The organism is Streptomyces sp. NPDC059718, assembly GCF_042733315.1.
Classification (GTDB): domain Bacteria; phylum Actinomycetota; class Actinomycetes; order Streptomycetales; family Streptomycetaceae; genus Actinacidiphila.
The window spans coordinates 1-18,371 of record NZ_JBHWGA010000026.1 but is presented as its reverse complement, the minus strand read 5'-3'; the positions used below and the strand labels follow the sequence as shown (position 1 = coordinate 18,371).

Annotated in this window: 16 protein-coding genes; 8 read left to right on the top strand and 8 right to left on the bottom strand. The window is 71.2% G+C overall.

Annotated elements, in window-relative coordinates; all coding sequences use genetic code 11:
* Window positions 1-194 precede the first annotated feature (194 nt).
* A complete protein-coding gene (locus ACFV3E_RS26985) occupies window positions 195-2,327 on the top strand; it encodes a SpoIIE family protein phosphatase (RefSeq protein ID WP_500536997.1) in 2,133 nt (710 codons plus the stop codon).
* 22 nt (window positions 2,328-2,349) lie between these two features.
* Here ACFV3E_RS26985 and ACFV3E_RS26980 read toward each other — a convergent pair whose 3' ends face one another.
* Together ACFV3E_RS26980 and ACFV3E_RS26975 are read right to left on the bottom strand one after the other, a co-directional pair.
* Window positions 2,350-2,628 (bottom strand): hypothetical protein, encoded by a 279-nt coding sequence (locus tag ACFV3E_RS26980; protein ID WP_500536996.1) that lies wholly within the window; start codon window positions 2,626-2,628, stop codon window positions 2,350-2,352.
* 100 nt (window positions 2,629-2,728) lie between these two features.
* On the bottom strand, window positions 2,729-3,565 hold the full coding sequence (locus ACFV3E_RS26975; protein ID WP_500536995.1) for a polysaccharide deacetylase family protein: 837 nt from the start codon (window positions 3,563-3,565) through the stop codon (window positions 2,729-2,731).
* Window positions 3,566-3,681: 116 nt separating this feature from the next.
* Here ACFV3E_RS26975 and ACFV3E_RS26970 point away from each other — a divergent pair, with 116 nt between their 5' ends.
* From ACFV3E_RS26970 to ACFV3E_RS26960, 3 genes are read left to right on the top strand one after another with little or no spacing between them, the layout of a single operon-like run.
* Window positions 3,682-4,206, top strand: a complete 525-nt coding sequence (locus tag ACFV3E_RS26970) for a PadR family transcriptional regulator (RefSeq protein ID WP_500363103.1) — start codon at window positions 3,682-3,684, stop codon at window positions 4,204-4,206.
* Complete coding sequence (locus tag ACFV3E_RS26965; RefSeq protein WP_500536994.1) at window positions 4,203-4,889, top strand: ABC transporter ATP-binding protein; 687 nt, start codon at window positions 4,203-4,205, stop codon at window positions 4,887-4,889. The genes ACFV3E_RS26970 and ACFV3E_RS26965 overlap by 4 nt, the downstream gene beginning before the upstream one ends.
* A complete protein-coding gene (locus ACFV3E_RS26960) occupies window positions 4,886-7,246 on the top strand; it encodes an ABC transporter permease (RefSeq protein ID WP_500536993.1) in 2,361 nt (786 codons plus the stop codon). The genes ACFV3E_RS26965 and ACFV3E_RS26960 overlap by 4 nt, the downstream gene beginning before the upstream one ends.
* A 15-nt stretch (window positions 7,247-7,261) precedes the next feature.
* Here the strand turns inward: ACFV3E_RS26960 and ACFV3E_RS26955 are convergent, their stop codons facing one another.
* The 5 genes from ACFV3E_RS26955 to ACFV3E_RS26935 all read right to left on the bottom strand — a co-directional run bounded on the left by ACFV3E_RS26955 (window position 7,262) and on the right by ACFV3E_RS26935 (window position 13,780).
* Complete coding sequence (locus tag ACFV3E_RS26955) at window positions 7,262-8,281, bottom strand: LacI family DNA-binding transcriptional regulator (RefSeq protein WP_500536992.1); 1,020 nt, start codon at window positions 8,279-8,281, stop codon at window positions 7,262-7,264.
* 41 nt (window positions 8,282-8,322) lie between these two features.
* Window positions 8,323-10,599 (bottom strand): alpha-xylosidase, encoded by a 2,277-nt coding sequence (gene yicI / locus ACFV3E_RS26950; protein WP_500536991.1) that lies wholly within the window; start codon window positions 10,597-10,599, stop codon window positions 8,323-8,325.
* A gap of 168 nt (window positions 10,600-10,767) precedes the next feature.
* Window positions 10,768-11,553, bottom strand: coding sequence for a carbohydrate ABC transporter permease (locus ACFV3E_RS26945; protein ID WP_326580988.1), 786 nt, complete (start codon window positions 11,551-11,553; stop codon window positions 10,768-10,770).
* 32 nt (window positions 11,554-11,585) lie between these two features.
* Entirely contained in the window at window positions 11,586-12,488 is a 903-nt protein-coding gene (locus ACFV3E_RS26940; RefSeq protein WP_326570785.1) for a carbohydrate ABC transporter permease, read from the bottom strand.
* Window positions 12,485-13,780: an ABC transporter substrate-binding protein gene (locus tag ACFV3E_RS26935; protein WP_500363112.1), complete on the bottom strand. Its 1,296-nt coding sequence runs from the start codon at window positions 13,778-13,780 to the stop codon at window positions 12,485-12,487. Before ACFV3E_RS26935 ends, ACFV3E_RS26940 begins: the two co-directional genes overlap by 4 nt.
* A gap of 722 nt (window positions 13,781-14,502) precedes the next feature.
* On the opposite strand from ACFV3E_RS26935, the gene ACFV3E_RS26930 reads away from it, so the two are divergent.
* Complete coding sequence (locus ACFV3E_RS26930) at window positions 14,503-14,823, top strand: hypothetical protein (protein WP_500536990.1); 321 nt, start codon at window positions 14,503-14,505, stop codon at window positions 14,821-14,823.
* A gap of 91 nt (window positions 14,824-14,914) precedes the next feature.
* Here the strand turns inward: ACFV3E_RS26930 and ACFV3E_RS26925 are convergent, their stop codons facing one another.
* Window positions 14,915-15,382, bottom strand: coding sequence for a hypothetical protein (locus tag ACFV3E_RS26925; protein WP_500536989.1), 468 nt, complete (start codon window positions 15,380-15,382; stop codon window positions 14,915-14,917).
* A 404-nt stretch (window positions 15,383-15,786) separates the two neighbouring features.
* Between ACFV3E_RS26925 and ACFV3E_RS26920 the strand changes: the two genes are divergently transcribed.
* The 3 genes from ACFV3E_RS26920 (at window position 15,787) to ACFV3E_RS26910 (ending at window position 18,216) form a co-directional block, all read left to right on the top strand.
* Window positions 15,787-16,119 (top strand): tetratricopeptide repeat protein, encoded by a 333-nt coding sequence (locus ACFV3E_RS26920; protein WP_179279764.1) that lies wholly within the window; start codon window positions 15,787-15,789, stop codon window positions 16,117-16,119.
* 138 nt (window positions 16,120-16,257) lie between these two features.
* Entirely contained in the window at window positions 16,258-17,403 is a 1,146-nt protein-coding gene (locus ACFV3E_RS26915) for an alpha/beta hydrolase (protein WP_500536988.1), read from the top strand.
* A 108-nt stretch (window positions 17,404-17,511) separates the two neighbouring features.
* The gene (locus ACFV3E_RS26910) at window positions 17,512-18,216 is read left to right on the top strand and encodes a TetR/AcrR family transcriptional regulator (RefSeq protein ID WP_500536987.1); all 705 of its coding nucleotides are present in this window, start codon (window positions 17,512-17,514) and stop codon (window positions 18,214-18,216) included.
* The last annotated feature ends 155 nt before the right edge of the window (window positions 18,217-18,371 follow it).

Genomic DNA, 18,371 nt, shown 5'->3' with positions numbered 1-18,371 from the left:
AGCCCTTCCCGCTCCCGTGGGAAATCCGGGATCGCGACCCGGAACCCCCGGACCGGGCCCGGGGCGGCCCCGGCCGAGATGCCCCCACCTGTCGGCGGGGACTATCGTCCACATATGGGAGCGCCCCGGCCCCGCCGAAACGGCGTTCCCCGGCGGCGAACGGCCCGTTGGGCACCGCGCGGGGCCGGTGGGTGATGAGCGGGAGCGCAGCGCCCGGCGCCGCGCCGGAGGAAGAGGCCGCACTCGACCAGGCTCTGGCGGAGGTGGCGAGAATCACCGCGTCCCACGCTGCAGGTGTCTTCCTGCTGGTGCCGCACGCCCAGGCGCTACGCCTGGCGGTGGTGACGGGCCTGTCGGCCGGAGTGGTGCGGCCGTGGTCGCGGCTGGCGCTCGCGACGCCCGCACCCGTCTCCACGGTCGCGCGCGATGGGCGTCCGGTCTGGGTGCACGGCCACGACGAGCTCGCCCGCCGGTTCCCGCGCACCGCCTTCGCGCTGCCCTACCGGCTGGCGATGTACGTCGTGCCGTTGCACACGGGCACCACGGTGTCGGGCGTGCTGCAACTGCTGTGGCCCGACACCCGTCCCGACCGGCTCGCCCAGGAGGAACGGGCCGCCGTGACCCACGCCGCCGACCGGATGAGCGCGCTGCTCACCCGGGCCGCCGCCCGGGGGCGGCCGCTGCGGCCGGGCGCCGTGCCCCGGGTGCTCGCGCCGGACCCTCCGCCGCCCCTGCCGCCCGCCGAGGCCCAGGCCGCGGCGGAACTGACGGAGCGCCTGGACGACGGGGTGCTCGCGCTGGACCTGGAGGGGCGGGTGACCTTCCTCAACGCCACAGCCGCCGAGCTGCTCGGCCGCGGCAAGGCCGAGCTGATGCACACCCGCCTGTGGGAGTCCCTGCCCTGGCTGATCGACCCGGCCTACGAAGACCCGTACCTGGCCGCGCTGTTCAGCCGGCTCCCCACGGACTTCACCGCGCTGCGCCCCCCGGACGACTGGCTGTCCTTCCGGCTCTACCCCGACACCACCGGGATCAGCATCCGACTGCGGACCGCCCCGGCCCCGGCGGGCGACCGGCTCCCGCCCGCCACACCCTCCGGGACCGCGCCGACCCGCGCCGGCGCGCTGTACCACCTGCTGTACATCGCCTCGTCCCTCACCGAGGCGGTCGGCGTCCAGGACGTGGCGACCGCCGTCACCGAGCAGATCATGCCCGTCCTCGGGGCCGACGGCCTGTCGTTGCTGATCGCGGACGAGGGGCGGTTCCAGGACGTCGCCTCCCGTGGCTTCCCCCGGACCCACAAGGACTTCTTCCGCGGTCTGTCGCTGACGGTCGACACCGCGGGCTCCCGCGCCGTCGCCACGGGTGCGCCGCTCTTCTTCAGCGACGTCGACGCGATACGGCAGGCCTTCCCCCTCGTCACCCCCTACACGCGGATGGGCGCCTGGGCGTTCCTCCCGCTGAACGCCTCGGGCCGCACGATCGGCTGCTGCGTCCTGGCCTTCGCCCTCCCCCGCGCCTTCCCGCCCGACGAGCGCGCCGCCCTGACCTCGCTGGCCGGCATGATCGCCCAGGCATTGGAACGTGCCCGGCTGTTCGACACCAAGAGCCAGGTCGCCCGCACCCTCCAGACCGCGCTGCTGCCGCACTCCCTGCCGCACGTGCCCGGCCTGCGCGTCGCCGCCCGCTACCTCCCGGCGACCAACGGCATGGACATCGGCGGCGACTTCTACGACCTGATCCGCCTCGACGGCTCCGGGGCGGCGGCCGCGGTCATCGGCGACGTCCAGGGGCACAGCGTCAACGCGGCGGCGCTGATGGGCCAGATCCGCACGGCGGTGCACACCCACGCGAGCACGGGCGCGGCCCCGGACGACGTGCTGACCCGGATCAACCGCCTGTTCAACGACCTCGACACCGACCTGTTCACCAGTTGCCTCTACGCACAGCTGGACGTGCCCGGGCACCGCGCGCTGCTGGCGAGCGCCGGCCATCTGCCGGCGCTGCTGCGCCACCGGTCCGGTCGCACGGAGATCCTCGACGTACCGCCCGGGCTCCTGCTCGGGGTCGACGTGGCCGCGGACTACCGGGCCGCGGAGGTGTCCATGCCGCCGGGATGCGTGCTCACCCTGTTCACCGACGGCCTGATCGAACGTCCCGGCACCGATCTGGAGACGGCGCTCGGGGAACTCGCCGGCCGGCTGGCCGCCGCGCCCGTCCGTTCGCTGGACGACCTGGCCGACGATCTCCTGCGGGAGGCCCGGCGGACCTCCGGGGGCCGCGACGACATCGCCCTGCTGCTGGTGGGCCCGGTGCCCGGGGAGTGACGGGCGGGAGCACCGTGCGCGCTCAGGCCGCCCGGCCCGCCAGACGGAACCGGCCGAGGGTGTCCTGCATCAGCCGGCGCACCTCGGCCCACGTGCCGTCGACCGCCGCGTCGCCGCGCAGCAGGCGCTCCGTGGGCTGGGCCGCGCACCAGCGGGCGTGGCGCAGCGCGTCGATCCCGGCGATCGTCCCGGCCACCACGTAGTAGTGGCGGACCAGCGCCCCCGAACCGCCGCGATGACGCAGCCCGACCAGCCAGACCACACCGTCCTCGTCACCGTTGTGAGGGTGGGTGTCCGTCATGTCTCGCTCCCGCCACGCGCTCCCTGCTCCGGTCATCCACGGTGCCGTCGAAGCCGTCGGCGGGGCCACCTCCATCCGGCCGCGTCCCCCTCGGATCCGGTCAGGGGCGGTAGACGGCCCCGGGCTGCGGGGTGCCGGGGGCGAGCAGCTGCGGAACGGTCACGAAGGTGAAGCCCCGCTTCTTGAGCGCGTCGATGATGCCGGGCACGGCCGGCAGGGTGCCGCGGTAGCCCTTGGCGGCCGGGCCGGGGACGACGTCGTGGAGCAGGATGATGCCGTCGCGGTCGGCCTGGTCCAGGACGCGCTTGGTGATCAGGTCGGGGTCGTTGGTCTCGTAGTCCTTGGCGGTGACGCTCCACAGCACCTCGGAGAGGCCCATCTCACGGGCGATGCCCTGGACGGTGTCGTTGGTGCGTCCCTGCGGCGGGCGCATGAGGGTGGGCCGCCGGCCCGTTATCCGCTCGATCGCGTCGTTGGGACGGCTCAGCTCCTCGCGGATCTCCTCGGGCTCGATCTGCGTGAGGATCTTGTGCGTCCAGGTGTGGCTGGCGACCTCGTGCCCCTCGGCGACCATGCGCTTGACCATGTCCGGGTAGCGGTCGATGTGCTTCCTGCCGAGGAGGAAGAAGGTGGCGGGCACCTGCTTCTCCTTGAGGACGTCCAGCAGTTGCGCCGTGTGCTTGCTCGGCCCCGCGTCGAAGGTGAGCGCGATGCACTTGGCCTTGCGGCAGTCGACGCTGCCGAAGGTGCCCGTGCCGGTCTTGCCGGCCTCCTGCCGCACGGTGCCCGGGGAGGTGGTCTCCACGCGGGTGCAACCGGTGAGCGCGAGCGCGAGGGCCAGGGCGGCCGCGGGAAGCACCGCCCATCCGCGGGCGGTCCGGGCGGAGGCGGCGTCACGTCGGACGGGCAGGAGGCTTCGGAGCCGGGTAGTTCGCATGGCCACGACTCTACACAGGGGGTATACACGCAATTCATAGCGGGGTGCCCCCGGCTGCACACGATCACGCCATCGCGTCTACATGACGTGTATACCTCATGTGTATATTGACGCGCATGTCCATCGGTCACACCCTCCTGGGCCTCCTCGAATCCGGGCCGCGCCACGGCTACGACCTCAAGCGCGCCTTCGACGAGCGATTCGGCCACGACCGGCCGCTGCACTACGGGCAGGTCTACTCCACGATGTCGAGGCTGCTGAAGCACGGCCTGGTCGAGGTCGAGGCCATAGAGCCCGGCGAAGGCCCCGAGCGGAAGCGGTACGCCATCACGGAGGCCGGCGTCACCGACGTCGCACGGTGGCTCGCGACCCCGGAGAAGCCCGAGCCGTACCTGCAGTCCACGCTCTACACCAAGGTCGTCCTCGCGCTGCTCACCCGGCGCGACGCGGCCGACATCCTGGACGTGCAGCGTGCCGAGCACCTGCGGCTGATGCGCGACCTGACCGAACGCAAGCGCACCGGGGACCTGGCCGACCAGTTGATCTGCGACCACGCCCTGTTCCACCTCGAAGCCGACCTGCGCTGGCTGGAGCTGACCGCGGCGCGGCTCGACGGGCTCGCCCGGGAGGTGAGCGCGTGACGCCCGCGGAGCCCCTGCTCACCGCCGACGGCCTGCACAAGAGCTACGGCCGGACGCCGGCCCTCGACGGGGCGGACTTCTCCATACGCCCCGGCGAGGTCGTCGCCGTGATGGGCCCCTCCGGCTCCGGCAAGTCCACCCTGCTGCACTGCCTCGCCGGGATCGTCGTCCCGGACGCCGGCACCATCACCTACCGCGGTCGTGAGCTGTCCGCGATGAACGACGCCCGGCGCAGCGCCCTTCGGCGCAGCGAGTTCGGCTTCGTCTTCCAGTTCGGGCAGCTCGTCCCCGAACTCACCTGCGCGGAGAACGTGGCGCTGCCGCTCCGGCTGGGCGGCACCTCCCGCAAGGAGGCGACGCGCACCGCCCTGGAGTGGCTGCGCAGGCTGGAGGTCGAGGACGTCGCGGGCCAGCGGCCCGGGGCGATCTCCGGAGGGCAGGGGCAGCGGGTGGCCGTCGCCCGTGCCCTGGTCACCGGCCCCCGCGTGCTGTTCGCCGACGAACCCACCGGAGCGCTGGACTCCCTCAACGGCGAACGCGTGATGCAGTTGCTCAGCGCCGCCGCCCGCGAGACCGACGCCGCGGTCGTCCTGGTCACCCACGAGGCGAGGGTCGCCGCGTACTCCGACCGCGAGGTCGTCGTGCGTGACGGAAAGGCCCGCGACACGGCGCGCGTGGCATGAGCTCGGGCGACACCCCCGGCACCACCCGCGGGAGCCGGATCCAGGACCTGGCGATGGGTGTCCGGTTCGCCGTCACCGGTGGCCGCGAGGGCTGGGTGCGCACCCTCCTGACCGCCGTCGGGGTCGGCCTGGGAGTGGCCCTGCTGCTGCTCACCGCCGCCCTGCCGAACGCCCTGACGCAGCGTCACGACCGCGAACGCGCCCGCAACGACATGACGTACACCTCGGTCGTCAAGCACCGGGCCGACGACACCCTGCTGATCGCCACGGTGGACACCACCTACCGCGACCAGGAGGTACGGGGCCGCCTGCTGCAGCCCGAGGGCCGGCGTCCACCGCTGCCGCCCGGCGTCGGCCGGCTGCCCGGGCGCGGGACGATGGTGGTCTCCCCCGCCCTGCGGCGGCTGCTCGCCTCGGCGGAGGGCCGGCTGCTGAGCGAGCGGCTGCCGTACCGCGTCGCGGGCACCATCGGGCAGGACGGGCTGGTGGGACCGGACGACCTCGCCTACTACGCGGGGACCTCCGGGCTCGCCGCCGGCGCCGGGGCCGGGCAGACCGTCCGCGTCGAACGCATCCACGCCTTCGGCTCGGTGGACCGGGGCAGCCCGACGGACCCGGTCCTCGTGCTGCTCGTCCTCATCGTCTTCGTGGCGCTGCTGATGCCGGTCGGCGTGTTCATCGCGGCCGCCGTCCGCTTCGGCGGGGACCGCCGCGACCGCCGGCTCGCCGCGTTGCGCCTGCTCGGCGCGGACGCCGGGACCACGCGACGCGTGGCCGCGGGCGAGGCCCTCGCCGGCGCCGCGTGCGGACTCGCCGTCGGCGCCGTGCTGTTCGCGGCCGGTCGCGTCCTGGCGGGCCAGGTGAGCTTCTACCGCGTCAGCGTCTTCCCGGGCGACCTCACGCCCGCGCCCGCGCTCACCGCCCTGGTCGCCGTCGCCGTCCCGGCCGCCTCGGTGGCCGTGACGCTGCTCGCGCTGCGCGACGTGGTCATCGAGCCGCTCGGGGTCGTCCGCGCGAGCAAGCCGCCGCGCCGCCGGCTGTGGTGGCGGCTGCTGCTGCCGCTCGGCGGGCTCGCCCTCCTGTACCCGATGGTCGGACAGGGCCGCGACCAAGGGAACTTCAACGAGGCGCTGGTCGTCGGCGGCACGGTCCTGCTGCTGATGGGCGTCACTGCACTGCTGCCGTGGATCGTCGAGGCCGCCGTAGGCCGGCTCGGCACCGGCGCTCCCTCCTGGCAGCTCGCGGTCCGCAGGCTCCAGCTGAACAGCGGCACCGCGGCCCGCACGGTCAACGGCATCGCCGTCGCCGTCGCCGGGGCGATCGCGCTCCAGATGCTCTTCGCGGGCGTCGACGGCTCGTACACCCGCAGTACCGGCAACGACCTCTCCCGGGCCCAGATGGAGGTCTACCTCCCGGCCGCCGACTCGCCCACGGACGCCGCCCGGCGGCTCACCGCGGGCGACGCCGTGCGCGAAGCGACCCCGCTGTCGGTGGGGATGCTCGGCGAACGCGCCGAGGACCCGCAGCGGTACGTCGAACTGACCGTGGGCACCTGCGACGCGCTGCGCGTGGTGGCGCGGGTCCCCGCGTGCCGCGACGGCGACGTCTTCGTCGTCCGGGACCGGGAGTACGACGACGACACCATCCGCACGGCCAGGCCCGGACACGTCGTCTACGTGGACCCGGGATACGCCGGCGCGCCGGGACGCGGACTCGCCTGGCACCTGCCGTCCGGCCTGAAGGAGGCCCACACCCGCGCCGACCCCGGCGGCTACGAGCGCGGCGGCGTCCTCGTCACCCCCGGGGCGCTCCCCCCGTCCGCCGCCGGGACGGTCACGGGCAGGGTCTACGTCTCGATCGACCGCTCCGTCCCGGACGCGCCCGAGGTCGTCCGCAACACGGTGGCCGCGATCGACCCGCTCGCCGACGCGCGCGAGTACGTCACCCGGACCGAGTCCGCGCGCTTCTCCTCGATCCGCACCGGGTTGTTCGTCGGCGCCTGCTGCGTCCTGCTGCTGATCGGGGCGAGCCTGCTCGTCTCCCAGCTGGAGCAGTTGCGCGAGCGGAAGAAGCTGCTGTCCACCCTGGTCGCCTTCGGCACCCGCCGCAGCACGCTCAGCCTGTCGGTGCTGTGGCAGACCGCCCTCCCCGTCGGCCTCGGCCTCGCCCTCGCGTGCGCGGTGGGCCTGACCCTGGGCGCGGTGCTGCTCCGCATGGTCGGTGCGCCCGTCACCGTCGACTGGCCCGACGTGGGCGCCATGACCGGCGTCAGCGCGGCCGTCGTCCTGCTGGTGACCGCGCTCAGCCTCCCTGCCCTGGTCCGCATGATGCGACCGGACGGCCTGCGCACGGAGTGACGGCGACGGGGCCGGTCACGAGGCCGCGGCCGCCGGCGGGGCGGTCGTGGCCCGGGGGGTCAGGAGCGCGGAGAGCACGGTGGTCTCCGGCACGTCGTCACGGCCGGCGAGCTTGGCCAACAGGAGGTCCACCGCGCGGGTGCCGATCTCGGCGGAGGGGATCGACACGGAGGTGATGGGCACCGATGCCTGCTCGGCGGTCTCGTCGGGGCAGATCGCGGCGACCGACAGGTCCTCCGGTACCCGCAGGCCCATGGCCTGGAAGGCGGAGATCAGGGGCTGGGTGATCGGCTCGTTGTGGACGACGATCCCGGACAGCCCCGGCTGTTCGCGCAGCAGTTGCTCGGCCATGGCTCGCGCGGCGGCCGGGGTCTCCGGGCAGGGGTGGACGGACGAGCGCAGGCCGAGCCGGTCGGCGGCGGCCGTGAACCCCGCGGCGACCCGGCGGGCGAAGCCGGTGCCGCGGACGTAGACCTCGGGGGGTGAGCCGACCAGGGCCACGGTCCGGTGGCCGAGCGAGGCGAGGTGCTCGACGCACGCCTCGCCGGCACCCGCGAAGTCCAGGTCGACGCAGGTCAGCCCGGCCGGGTCGGAGGGGAAACCGATCAGCACGGACGGCCGGTCCATGGTGCGCAGCAACGGCAGCCGGCGGTCGTCCATCTCGACGTCCATGATGATGAAGGCGTCCGCCATGGCGCTCTGGGCGACCCGGATGATGCCCTCCTCCCCCTCGCTCTGCGTGAGGAGGAGGACATCGTGGTCGTGCTCCCGGGCCGCGGTCAGCACGGACGTGGCGAATTGCATGACCACGGGCACGTGGATGCCCTTCCGGAGGGGCAGCACGAGACCGAGCACCCGTGACCTGCTGCTGGCCAGGGACCGGGCTCCGGCGTGCGGCCGGTAGCCCAGTTCACGGATGCTGTCCTCGATGCGCCGCCGGGTCTCCGGGGAGATCGGCCGCTTGCCGCTGAGGGCGTAGCTGACGGTGCTCGGCGACACGTTGGCGTGCCGCGCGACGTCAGTGATCTTGACCATGCAACTCCCTTCCCGTACGTGCGTGCTGAAGCGGACCGCCCTCAGGAGCCGGCGAGCTCCAGCGTGAGGACGGCGGTACCGGCCGCCGCACGCGCGGAGGGTCCGCCGGCCACCTCGACGCCCCACGGGAGGGACGCGTCGGAGGTCTCGGCCCGCAGCGTGGAGCCCTCGCGCACGACGGTGATCTCGGCCGCGGCCGTGCCGTCCTCGCCGGGGATCCGCACGGTGGTGCGGGAGCCGTCGGCGGGCTCGAAGACCCGGACGGTCACGTCGTCCGCCCACGCGTAGTCGGGGCGGTCGGTGACCGCGCCCACCGGGATCGCGGAGCCGGGCCGGGCCAGCAGCGGGACGCTCAGGTAGTCGTGGGTCTCGCGCACCCAGCGCGGTCCGGTGACCTTCTCGCCGGTCGTGAAGTGGGTCCAGGTGCCCTCGGGCACGTAGTACGCCACCTCGCCGTCCTCGGAGAACACCGGCGCGACGAGCAGGTCCCCGCCGAGCATGTACTGGCGCTCCAGCGAGGCGCAGCCCGGGTCGTCCGGGAACTCCAGCACCATGGCCCGCATCATCGGGACGCCCTCGGTGTGCGCCTGGTGCGCGGCACCGTAGAGGTAGGGCATGAGGCTCAGCTTGAGCTTGGTGAAGTGGCGGAGGACGTCCACCGCCTCCTCGTCGAACAGCCACGGCACGCGGTAGGACGAGGAACCGTGCAGCCGGCTGTGCGAGGAGAGCATGCCGAAGGCGGTCCAGCGCTTGAACAGGCCGGCGTCGGGCAGCCCCTCGAAGCCGCCGATGTCGTGGCTCCAGTAGCCGAAGCCGGACAGGCCGAGCGACAGGCCGCCGCGCAGCGACTCGGCCATCGACTCGTACGTGGACTCGCAGTCGCCGCCCCAGTGCACGGGGAACTGCTGGCCGCCGGCCGTGGCCGAGCGTGCGAAGAGCACGGCCTCGCCCTCGCCGCGGTGCTTGCGCAGCACGTCGAAGACGGTCTTGTTGTACAGCTGCGTGTAGTAGTTGTGCATGCGCTCCGGGTCGGAGCCGTCGAACCAGGCGACGTCGGTGGGCACGCGCTCGCCGAAGTCGGTCTTGAAGCAGTCGACGCCCATGTCGAGGAGGGCCTCGAGCTTGGACGCGTACCAGGCGCAGGCGTCGGGGTTGGTGAAGTCGACCAGGGCCATGCCGGGCTGCCACAGGTCCCACTGCCACACGCCGCCGTCAGGGCGCTTGAGGAGGTAGCCGGCCGCCTTGCCCTCGGCGAACAGCGGTGAGCGCTGGGCGATGTAGGGGTTGATCCACACGCAGATGTGGAGGTCGCGCTCCTTCAGCCGGCGCAGCATCCCCTCGGGGTCGGGGAAGACGCGCGGGTCCCACTCGAAGTCGCACCAGTTGAACTCGCGCATCCAGAAGCAGTCGAAGTGGAAGGCCGACAGCGGCAGGTCGCGCTCGGCCATGCCCTCGACGAATCCGGTGACGGTCTGCTCGTCGTAGGAGGTGGTGAACGAGGTGGTCAGCCACAGCCCGAAGGACCAGGCGGGCGGCAGGGCCGGGCGACCGGTGAGCGCGGTGTACTTGCGCAGGATCTCCTTCGGCGTGGGGCCGTGGATGACGTAGTACTGCAGCTGCTGCCGCTCGGCGCTGAACTGGACGCGCGAGACCTGCTCGGAGGCGACCTCGAAGGAGACCTTGCCGGGGTCGTCGACGAAGACGCCGTAGCCGGCGTCGGTCAGGTAGAACGGGATGTTCTTGTAGGACTGCTCGCTGCTGGTACCGCCGTCGGCGTTCCAGATGTCGACGGTCTGGCCGTTCTTGACCAGCGGGCCGAAGCGCTCGCCGAGCCCGTAGACGGAGGTGCCGACGGCCAGCCGGAGCTGCTCGCGGACGTGGTGTTCGCCCTCGGCGGTCTCCATCAGCGCCATGGCCTTGACGTCGCTGCTGGTGAGGGTGCGTCCGTCGGCCTGGAACTCCATCCGCCACTCGCCGTCGAGGCGGAAGCGGACGCTCAGATCGCCGGAGGTCAGGACGGCCTGCTCCTCGTCGACCGCCACGACGGGCTCGTGCGGCTCGTGGTGCAGCTCGAACTGGGGCCCGGTCTCGACGTCGCCCTCGAAGTGGGTGATGCGCACACCGATGACACCGGGCATGGGCGCGGTGCAGTCGACCGTGACGAGCGGGCCCTTGAGCAGGTCGCCGCGGTGCCGGATGTGCTGGGTGGGCGCGTGGACCCGCAGCGTTCCGGGGCCCGGGACGGCATCGAGGACCTCGGCCGGATACGCCGCCGTGACGCCTTCGCGCAGCAGCCAGTACCCGTTGGTGAACTTCATGGTCGATGCCTTTCCCGGTGGGCGGCCACCGGCGTTCTCGGTACGTGTGGGAGCAGGTGGAGCCGGCTCTGCCTCCTGCCGCGAAGCGGGGTGGCAGAGCCGCGGGCGGGACGCGGGGAGGTCATCCGCCCAGGTGGAGGGCCGCGGACACGGTGGTCCGGGCGCGGATCACTTCACGGCGCCGACGGCGATGCCGCGGGTGAGGGTCCGCTGGAAGAGCAGGAAGAAGACGATCGCGGGCAGCGCGCCGAGCAGGCCGGCCGCGTTGGTCATCGTCGCGTCCATCAGACGCTGGCCCTGGAGCACGCCGAGCGCGACCGAGACGGTCTGGTTGTCGTTCGACGGCAGCATGACCAGGGGCAGCAGGAACTCGTTCCAGGTCCAGATGAAGAAGAACACCAGCAGGACGCCCAGGGTGGGCCGGCTGACCGGGACCACCATCCGCCACAGGATCTGCCAGCTGTTTGCGCCGTCGATCCTGGCCGCCTCGATGATCTCCTTCGGGAAGGCCCCGAGCACGGAGGAGAGGAGGTAGGTGCCGAACGCCGCCTGCACGACGCTGAAGACGATGATCAGGCTCAGCCTGGTGTCGTACAGACCCACCTGCTTGGACAGGTAGTACAGCGGGTAGACCAGGGCCTCCTGCGGCAGCACGTTGGCCAGCACGAAGAAGGCGAGGAAGTACGCCTTGCCCTTGATCCTCCCGATGCCGATCGCGTAGGCGTTCAGCACCGAGAGGATGACGCCGAACACGGCCACCGAACCCGAGATCACGATCGAGTTGAGCAGCGTGTGCCCGAAGTTGACCCGGGTCCAGAAGTCCGTCAGGCCGTCCAGGTGGAGGCCGTGGGGCAGCGAGAGCGGGCCGTGCGCGGAGTAGTCGGCGGGCGACTTCAGCGCGTTGATGAGCACGATCAGGAGCGGCAGCACCATGAAGATCGCGCCGAGGATCATGGCCACCAGCACGGGGTAGCGCTTGAGCGCCTTCACTGTGCGTCCTCCGATCGGGTCTGGAAGCGCAGGCCGACCGTGGTCAGCGCCAGGATGATCAGGGTGAGGACCGTCGCGATCGCCGAGCCGTAGCCCACGTCGGTCTTCTCGAAGAAGGTCGAGAAGGAGAAGTAGGACGGGACGATGGTCGAGTCGGCGGGTCCGCCCTTGGTGAGGACGTAGACCGCGCCGAAGACCTTGAGGGCCGCGATGGTGCACCACAGCATCACCACGTAGATCTCGGGGCGGATCTGGGGCAGCGTCACGTGCCAGAAACGCTGCCACCAGTTCGTCCCGTCCAGCTCGGCCGCCTCGTAGAGCGAGGGATCGACCCGCTGGAGTCCCGCCATGAAGATCACGACGGGGAACCCCAGCTGCACCCAGACCATGACGGCCATCACGCTGTAGAGCGCGAACTTCGGGTCACCCAGCCAGTCCTGCTGGAGCGAGCCCAGGCCGACCGCCTTCAGCAGCTCGTTGAGCGAGCCGTTCTCGGGGGCCAGGATCCAGCTCCAGACGATGCCCGCCACGGTGATGGGCAGGACCTGCGGGAGGTAGAAGCAGGCACGCAGCACGCTGGCCAGCTTCGAACCGAAGTGCTTGCCGATGAAGTCGAACAGCGCCGCGGCCACCACCAGGCCGACGGCGGTGGGGATCACCGCCATCGCCAGGACCATGGCGACGCTGTGCCGGAAGGACTCCCAGAACCGCGAGTCCTTCATCAGCTCCCGGTAGTTCTCCAGCCCCGCCCAGGTGGGCGAGCCGACGCCCTGCCAGTGCGTGAAGCTGAAGTAGATGTTCATCGCGAACGGCACGATCACGACCGCCAGGAAGGCGATGACACCCGGGATCAAGTACAGCGCGTAGGGATTGCGCAGCCGGAGGGGTCGGGCACTCATGACGTGGGCGCACCCGCGTCATAGGCCTTCTGCAGCTCGTCCAGGACCTGGTCCGGGGTGCCGCTGCCGGTGATCAGCTTCTGCGTGGCCGAGACCAGCACGTCGTAGAAGCCGGGGACCGGCCAGTCCGGGTAGAAGGCGAGACCGTCCTGGTCCGAGACCTTGTTGAAGTTCTCGATCAGCTCCTTGGAGCTGGGGTCGGTGATCGCCGAGGGCTCGGCCGCGACGGGCACGCCGCCGTTGTTGCCGAGGGTGTTCTGGATCCCCTTCTTCATCGTGATGTCGATGAAGTCGTAGGCCAGCTGCTTGTTCTTGGCGTTCTTCGGGACGACCCACAGGTTGCCGCCCGAGCCGAGGGTCATCTTGGACTCAGGGAAGAGGAACGAGCCCCACTGGAACTTGTTCTCGTCACGGAAGCGGCCGTACCACCAGCTGCCCGAGAAGAAGATCGGGGACTTGCCGCCGATGAAGGAGACGCCGGCGTCCTCCGCCTTGGCGCCGCTGCTCGTCTTGGCGATGTAGCCCTTCTTCACCCAGTCCGACAGGGTGTTGGCGGCGTACGTCCAGGCGGCGTCGTGGAAGTCGGCCTTGCCCTTGTAGAGCTCGAAGGAGTCGACCCAGCTGCGGTCGGCCTTGGTCAGGGCCAGCTGGTACAGGTACTGGTGGGCCGGGTACTCGGCGCCGCCGTTGGCGAGCGGGGTGATGCCCTTGGCCTTGAAGGCGGCGAGCGCCTGCTCGAACTCGTTGAACGTCGTCGGGACCTTCACGCCGTTCTTCGCGAAGAGGTCCTTGTTGTAGTACACCATCGTGTACTCACCGAAGTTCGGGATGCCGTACCAGTTACCGGAGCCCATGACGCCCTTGGCGTCGTAGCGGCTGGTGGTGGTGACGCTGGGGCTGAGCAACTTGTCCCAGCCGTACTTGGTGACCTGCGGGGTGAGGTCGGTCAGCAGGCCCTGCTTGGCCAGCAGGCCGGCCGTGGCGTTGCCCTTGTTGTACTCCATGAGGTCAGGGGCGTTGCTGGAGTTGAGCACCATCGAGGCGGTCTTCTGGATCTGCTCGAAGCCCTTGGCCTCGAACTCGACCTTGACGCCCGGGTGGGTCTTCTTGAACTCCTCTATCGCCTGGTTCCAGGCGATGCCCATGGCACTGTTCGGGGCTTCGTAGTGCCAGAGCTTCAGCGTCTTGCCGTCGCCCTCCGCACCCCCGTCCGAGCTTCCGCACGAAGTGATGAGCATGGCGCCCGCAAGGGCAGCTGCTGCGAGAGCCAGCGGTCTGCGCACCTTCAACATTGAAGTGACCTCCACCTGGGCCGAACGAGTGAGGCGTCCATCGAATGGTTTCGATGCGACGCGTCGAAGCGCTTCGACGCAGGACCGTATGCAGCGATCGCGGATATGTCAATGGTGTTAACAAATCGCCGACCAGCGATTTTTGAAGCGTTACCGACGCGCAACAGCTGCGCGACATGCGACGGATGCCCGGAGTGACCACATGGGGACGGAGCGGTGTCGACGGAGGGGCGGAAGCGCTTGACAGCGAAGCGGATTCACCTCTTCCGCATTTCGGCGTGAATTTCCCCTACACCCCACTGGCATCACTTGCCCCTTCTGCCACGTTTGTCATATCGGCCCCTGTGGTCACGGGGGACTCGTGGCGGCAGGGGTCGCTCCGCTGCCTCAACCAACCTGCTCCGACGACCCGTTGGGCGGCCGCTGACGCAACGGAACCTGTGCGGTACGCACGGTTGAAAGGGCGTCACAGCAGAGCAAAAGATACCAATATGCACTTTTTGTCGGATCCCTTTGACGGGCGGCATAAAACGCGCCTACCGTTCATATAGGGACGTCTTCAACTACAGATGTATGTTCCGGCGTTCCACGTCCGTGAGGTGCGTCCGCACCAGACGCCCGCACCCCCATCTGCGCCGGGATCAACGCGGCACGATCCGGCGCGACGGCGGTCCGCTCCACGCGGACCGCGACCCGAAGTCCAGATCCCCGAAGGGGGAGTCATGCGCACGCTTACCATCCGCAGGATCGCCGCCGCCGCCGTGGTGGCGCCCCTGCTCGCCTTCGCCGGAGCCACCGCGGCCAGCGCGGCGACGCCACAGACAGCACCCACCACCGCGCAGTCCGTCGTCGACCACGGCGGCGGCTGGGGCGGCGGACACGGCGGCCACGGCGGCCACGGCGGCTGGGGCTGGGGGAACGGCTACGGTTACGGCGGTTACGGCGGCTGGGGCGGCTACGGGGGTTATGGCGGCTACGGCGGCTACTACGGCTTCTACCCCGGCTTCTACGGGACCGGCTTCTACGGAGGCTTCTACCGCTGAGGACCACATCCGCTGAAGATCATCGAGGATGACCGACGGCCCCCGCGCGATGCGGGGGCCGTCGGCATGTCCTGCGTCGTCGCGCGCCCGCTCAGTCCCACAGTTCGCGGACCGGGTCGTGCGGCCAGGAGGGTTCGGTGTCGGGGTAGGTGATCGTGAGCTTGGTGAAGTGCCGCAGGTGCGGGTCCTTGGGCCAGGGCTTGCTCTCGGAGAGCCTGACCTTGACCGGGAAGGTGTGGAAGTGGCCCGCCGCACAGTACGGGTCGCAGTCGTTGGCCTCCTCGTAACCGGTGCCCACGGCCGAGTCGCTGCCCCAGTGCGACCAGTACAGGCCGCCCAGCCGGTCGTTCCCGTCCCCGCAGGCCAGGAGGAAGTCCGGGGGCATGACCAGTCCCCGGCCGAAGCAGGTGACGAGCACCGTGGCGTAGGTCGGGGCGGCGCCCCCAGGGACGGCCCGGGACGTCGGGGCGCCGGCGGCGGCCGTGGCGGGGGCGGCCGCGACCACGGTCGCGAGGGCGGCGGACACGGCGGTCAGGACGAGGGTGCGGAGGAGTGGCATGTCGGTCTGCCTTCCTGGCCGCTGCCGGGGGTGGTGGCGGTCGTGGGCGAGGATGCGGTCCGGAGTTGCCGCTGGGGGGCGCGGGATGCGGGGGGCACGATTGCCGGCGTCCCGAGTGGGGCCGCTGTGCGGCGGAGAACGGGAGCGGAGGGGGCGGAGGACGGCGGGAGATCCTCGGATGCGCGGCCATGCGGCCTCGAAGTCACGTTCCTCCAGGAGGGTGAGGCGCGCAACCCGGCCGGGCCGCCTCCGACTCCGGACGACACGTACGGTGACCGGTCGGGTACGCAAAGATTCCGGCAGATCAAGGGGGCGGAGTGGAACAAATCAGACACTTGCCCCGGTTGGAAGGCATAGCCAGGAGATCGTCGTTCGACCGAGGTGATGTAGCAGTGGGCACCGACATGAGCAGTCCGACCACGGAGACGTTCAAGCGCGCCGTGCTCTTCTTCAACCGGCAGCGCTACGCCGCCGCGGCCCGGACGCTCGCGTCCATCGTGGACGTGGCGCCCCGCAACATGGCGGTGCGCATGCTGCTGGCCCGGTCGTACTACTTCTCCGCGCAGCTGTCGCGGGCCGAGGCGGAGCTGCGCGACCTCCTGCGTGCCGAGCCGCAGGACGCGCACGCGCACCTCCTCCTCGGCCGCACGCTGGAGCGTCAGGGCCGGCTCGCCGAAGCAGCCCCCCACCTGCGGCTCGCCGACGCGATGACCGCCTGGGACCTCGTCGTGGTCTGACCCTCCGGGCCCGGGAGGGCCGCGTGGCGCCGACGCCCGCGGGCCACTCCCCCGGCCCATCCCCGCTTGTCCGGACCGTACCGCCTCCGCAGGCTGCTCACGTGGGGGCCATCGACCGACCACGGTTCGGAGACCGCAATGACCTGTCCGCACGTCCGGTCCATAACGCGACGCAAGGCACGCTACGCCGTCGCAGTCCTCCTCGCGGCGGCCGCGAGCCTCACAGCCTGCGGTGAGAGGGCGACGAACGCCCTGCGCGTCGACCACGCGGTGCCCGCCGACACGCCCGCGCCGAAGGTGCCGTGCGGCAACCCGCCGGTGCGGCTGGACCCGCAGGACCAGGACTTCCTCGACCAGCTGGCGGCGGCGGACGGCCCGCCGCTGTACACGCTCTCCTACACGGCTGCCCGGGACGTGCTGAACAAGCTGCAGGCGGGCCCGGTGGACATGCTCCCGGCGCAGATCAGCGAGCGGACCGTGCCCGGCGGACCGACCGGCCCGGTGTCCGTGCACGTCGTACGGCCCGAGGGCGCCAAGGGGGACCTGCCCGGGATCGTCTACATCCACGGCGGCGGGTGGGTGCTGGGCAACTTCAAGACCCACGAGCGCCTGGTGCGCGAGCTCGCCAACGGCGCGCAGGCGGCGGTGGTCTTCGTCGACTACACCCCCTCGCCCGAGGCCCAGTTCCCCGTGCCGATCGAGCAGGCTTACACCGTGGCCAAGTGGGTCGCCGACCACGGCGGCCAGATCGGTGTGGACCCCTCGCGACTGGCCGTCGCCGGCGACTCCGTGGGCGGTGACATGACGGCCGCCGTGACGATGATGGCCAAGCAGCGCGGCGGGCCCGACTTCCGCCGCCAGGTGATGCTGTACCCGGTCACGGACGCGAACTTCGACACCGCCTCGTACAACCGCTTCGCGGAGAACTGCTGGCTCACCAAGCCCGCGATGAAGTGGTTCTGGGACGCGTACGCCCCCCGCCTCAAGGACCGGCAGAACCCGCTGGCCGCCCCGCTGCGCGCCACGGTCGACGAGCTGCGCGGCCTGCCGCCGGCGCTGATGATCACGGACTCCGACGTGCTCCACGACGAGGGCACCGCGTACGCGGAGAAGCTGCGGAAGGCCGGTGTGCCCGTGCAGCTCACGCACTACCCCGAGATCACGCACGACTTCATGATGCTCAACGCCCTCCGCGGCACCGAGTCCAACAAGAAGGCGGTGGCCGAGGCCACCACGGCGCTGCGCGAGGCACTGCACGGGGAGGATTCCGGCCCCGCCAAGTGACCCTCCCGGCACGCGGGACGGGGAGGGGCGGCCGGCACCCGGCCGCCCCTTCACGGTCTTTCGGCCGAGAAGTTTCCCTTGGTAACATATTTCTGTTATCATCGATTCATGGATGAAAGGGCGACCACCCGAGAGCGGATCATGTCCGCCGCCGCTGCCCTGCTCGCCGAGGGCGGCCGCGACGCGGTCTCGACCCGGTCGGTCAGCAAGGCTGCGGCCGTTCAGCCGCCGACCATCTACCGGCAGTTCGGCGACATGCAGGGCCTGCTCGACGCCGTCGCGGCGGAGGGCTTCGCCGACTACCTGCACCGCAAGACCGACCGGGTGCGGGCCACCGACCCGGTCGAGGACCTGCGCTGGGGCTGGGACATGCACATCGAGTTCGGTGTGGCCAACCCGGAGATATACCAGCTGATGTTCGGTCAGCCCAGGCCCGGGGCCGAGCCGGCTGCCGTGACGGAGTCCTTCAACGTCCTCCGCGGCCTGGTGACCCGGGTCGCCGAGGCGGGCCGGCTGAGCGTCGACGTGGAACGCGCCATGCTGATGATCCACTCGGCCGGCTGCGGGGTCGTCCTGACGCTGATCGCCACGGTGCCCGAGGCCCGCGACCCGGAGCTGTCGCCCCGGACGCGGGAGGCCATACTCGCCGCCATCACCACCGCGGAGCCCGAGGAGGCCGCCGAGGAGGAGCGCCGGTCGATCACCCGTACCGTCGCCTTCAAGGCCGTGCTCCCCGAGATCGGGGAGATCCTCACGCCGGGTGAACGCATCCTGCTGAACGAGCTGCTGGACCGCATCACGCACTCCGCCTGAGCCGCCTTGCGCGGCGGCTCGGGCCGCCGCGGCCGGTCCCGCTGCAGGGGAACGCCCGGTGGGGAACCGTCATGTGACGGTTCCCCACCGGGCGTTCGCGTGAGCCGGCACCTGCCGGTCAGCCGGTGATCCTCATCAGGGCGACCCTGTCGCCC

Coding starts and splice junctions, on each gene's coding strand:
- ACFV3E_RS26985 (WP_500536997.1), top strand. CDS start 195: ATGAGCGGGAGCGCAGCGCCCGGCGCCGCGCCGGAGGAAGAGGCCGCA.
- ACFV3E_RS26980 (WP_500536996.1), bottom strand. CDS start 2,628: ATGACGGACACCCACCCTCACAACGGTGACGAGGACGGTGTGGTCTGG.
- ACFV3E_RS26975 (WP_500536995.1), bottom strand. CDS start 3,565: ATGCGAACTACCCGGCTCCGAAGCCTCCTGCCCGTCCGACGTGACGCC.
- ACFV3E_RS26970 (WP_500363103.1), top strand. CDS start 3,682: ATGTCCATCGGTCACACCCTCCTGGGCCTCCTCGAATCCGGGCCGCGC.
- ACFV3E_RS26960 (WP_500536993.1), top strand. CDS start 4,886: ATGAGCTCGGGCGACACCCCCGGCACCACCCGCGGGAGCCGGATCCAG.
- ACFV3E_RS26955 (WP_500536992.1), bottom strand. CDS start 8,281: ATGGTCAAGATCACTGACGTCGCGCGGCACGCCAACGTGTCGCCGAGC.
- yicI (WP_500536991.1), bottom strand. CDS start 10,599: ATGAAGTTCACCAACGGGTACTGGCTGCTGCGCGAAGGCGTCACGGCG.
- ACFV3E_RS26945 (WP_326580988.1), bottom strand. CDS start 11,553: ATGATCCTCGGCGCGATCTTCATGGTGCTGCCGCTCCTGATCGTGCTC.
- ACFV3E_RS26940 (WP_326570785.1), bottom strand. CDS start 12,488: ATGAGTGCCCGACCCCTCCGGCTGCGCAATCCCTACGCGCTGTACTTG.
- ACFV3E_RS26935 (WP_500363112.1), bottom strand. CDS start 13,780: ATGTTGAAGGTGCGCAGACCGCTGGCTCTCGCAGCAGCTGCCCTTGCG.
- ACFV3E_RS26930 (WP_500536990.1), top strand. CDS start 14,503: ATGCGCACGCTTACCATCCGCAGGATCGCCGCCGCCGCCGTGGTGGCG.
- ACFV3E_RS26925 (WP_500536989.1), bottom strand. CDS start 15,382: ATGCCACTCCTCCGCACCCTCGTCCTGACCGCCGTGTCCGCCGCCCTC.
- ACFV3E_RS26920 (WP_179279764.1), top strand. CDS start 15,787: ATGAGCAGTCCGACCACGGAGACGTTCAAGCGCGCCGTGCTCTTCTTC.
- ACFV3E_RS26915 (WP_500536988.1), top strand. CDS start 16,258: ATGACCTGTCCGCACGTCCGGTCCATAACGCGACGCAAGGCACGCTAC.
- ACFV3E_RS26910 (WP_500536987.1), top strand. CDS start 17,512: ATGGATGAAAGGGCGACCACCCGAGAGCGGATCATGTCCGCCGCCGCT.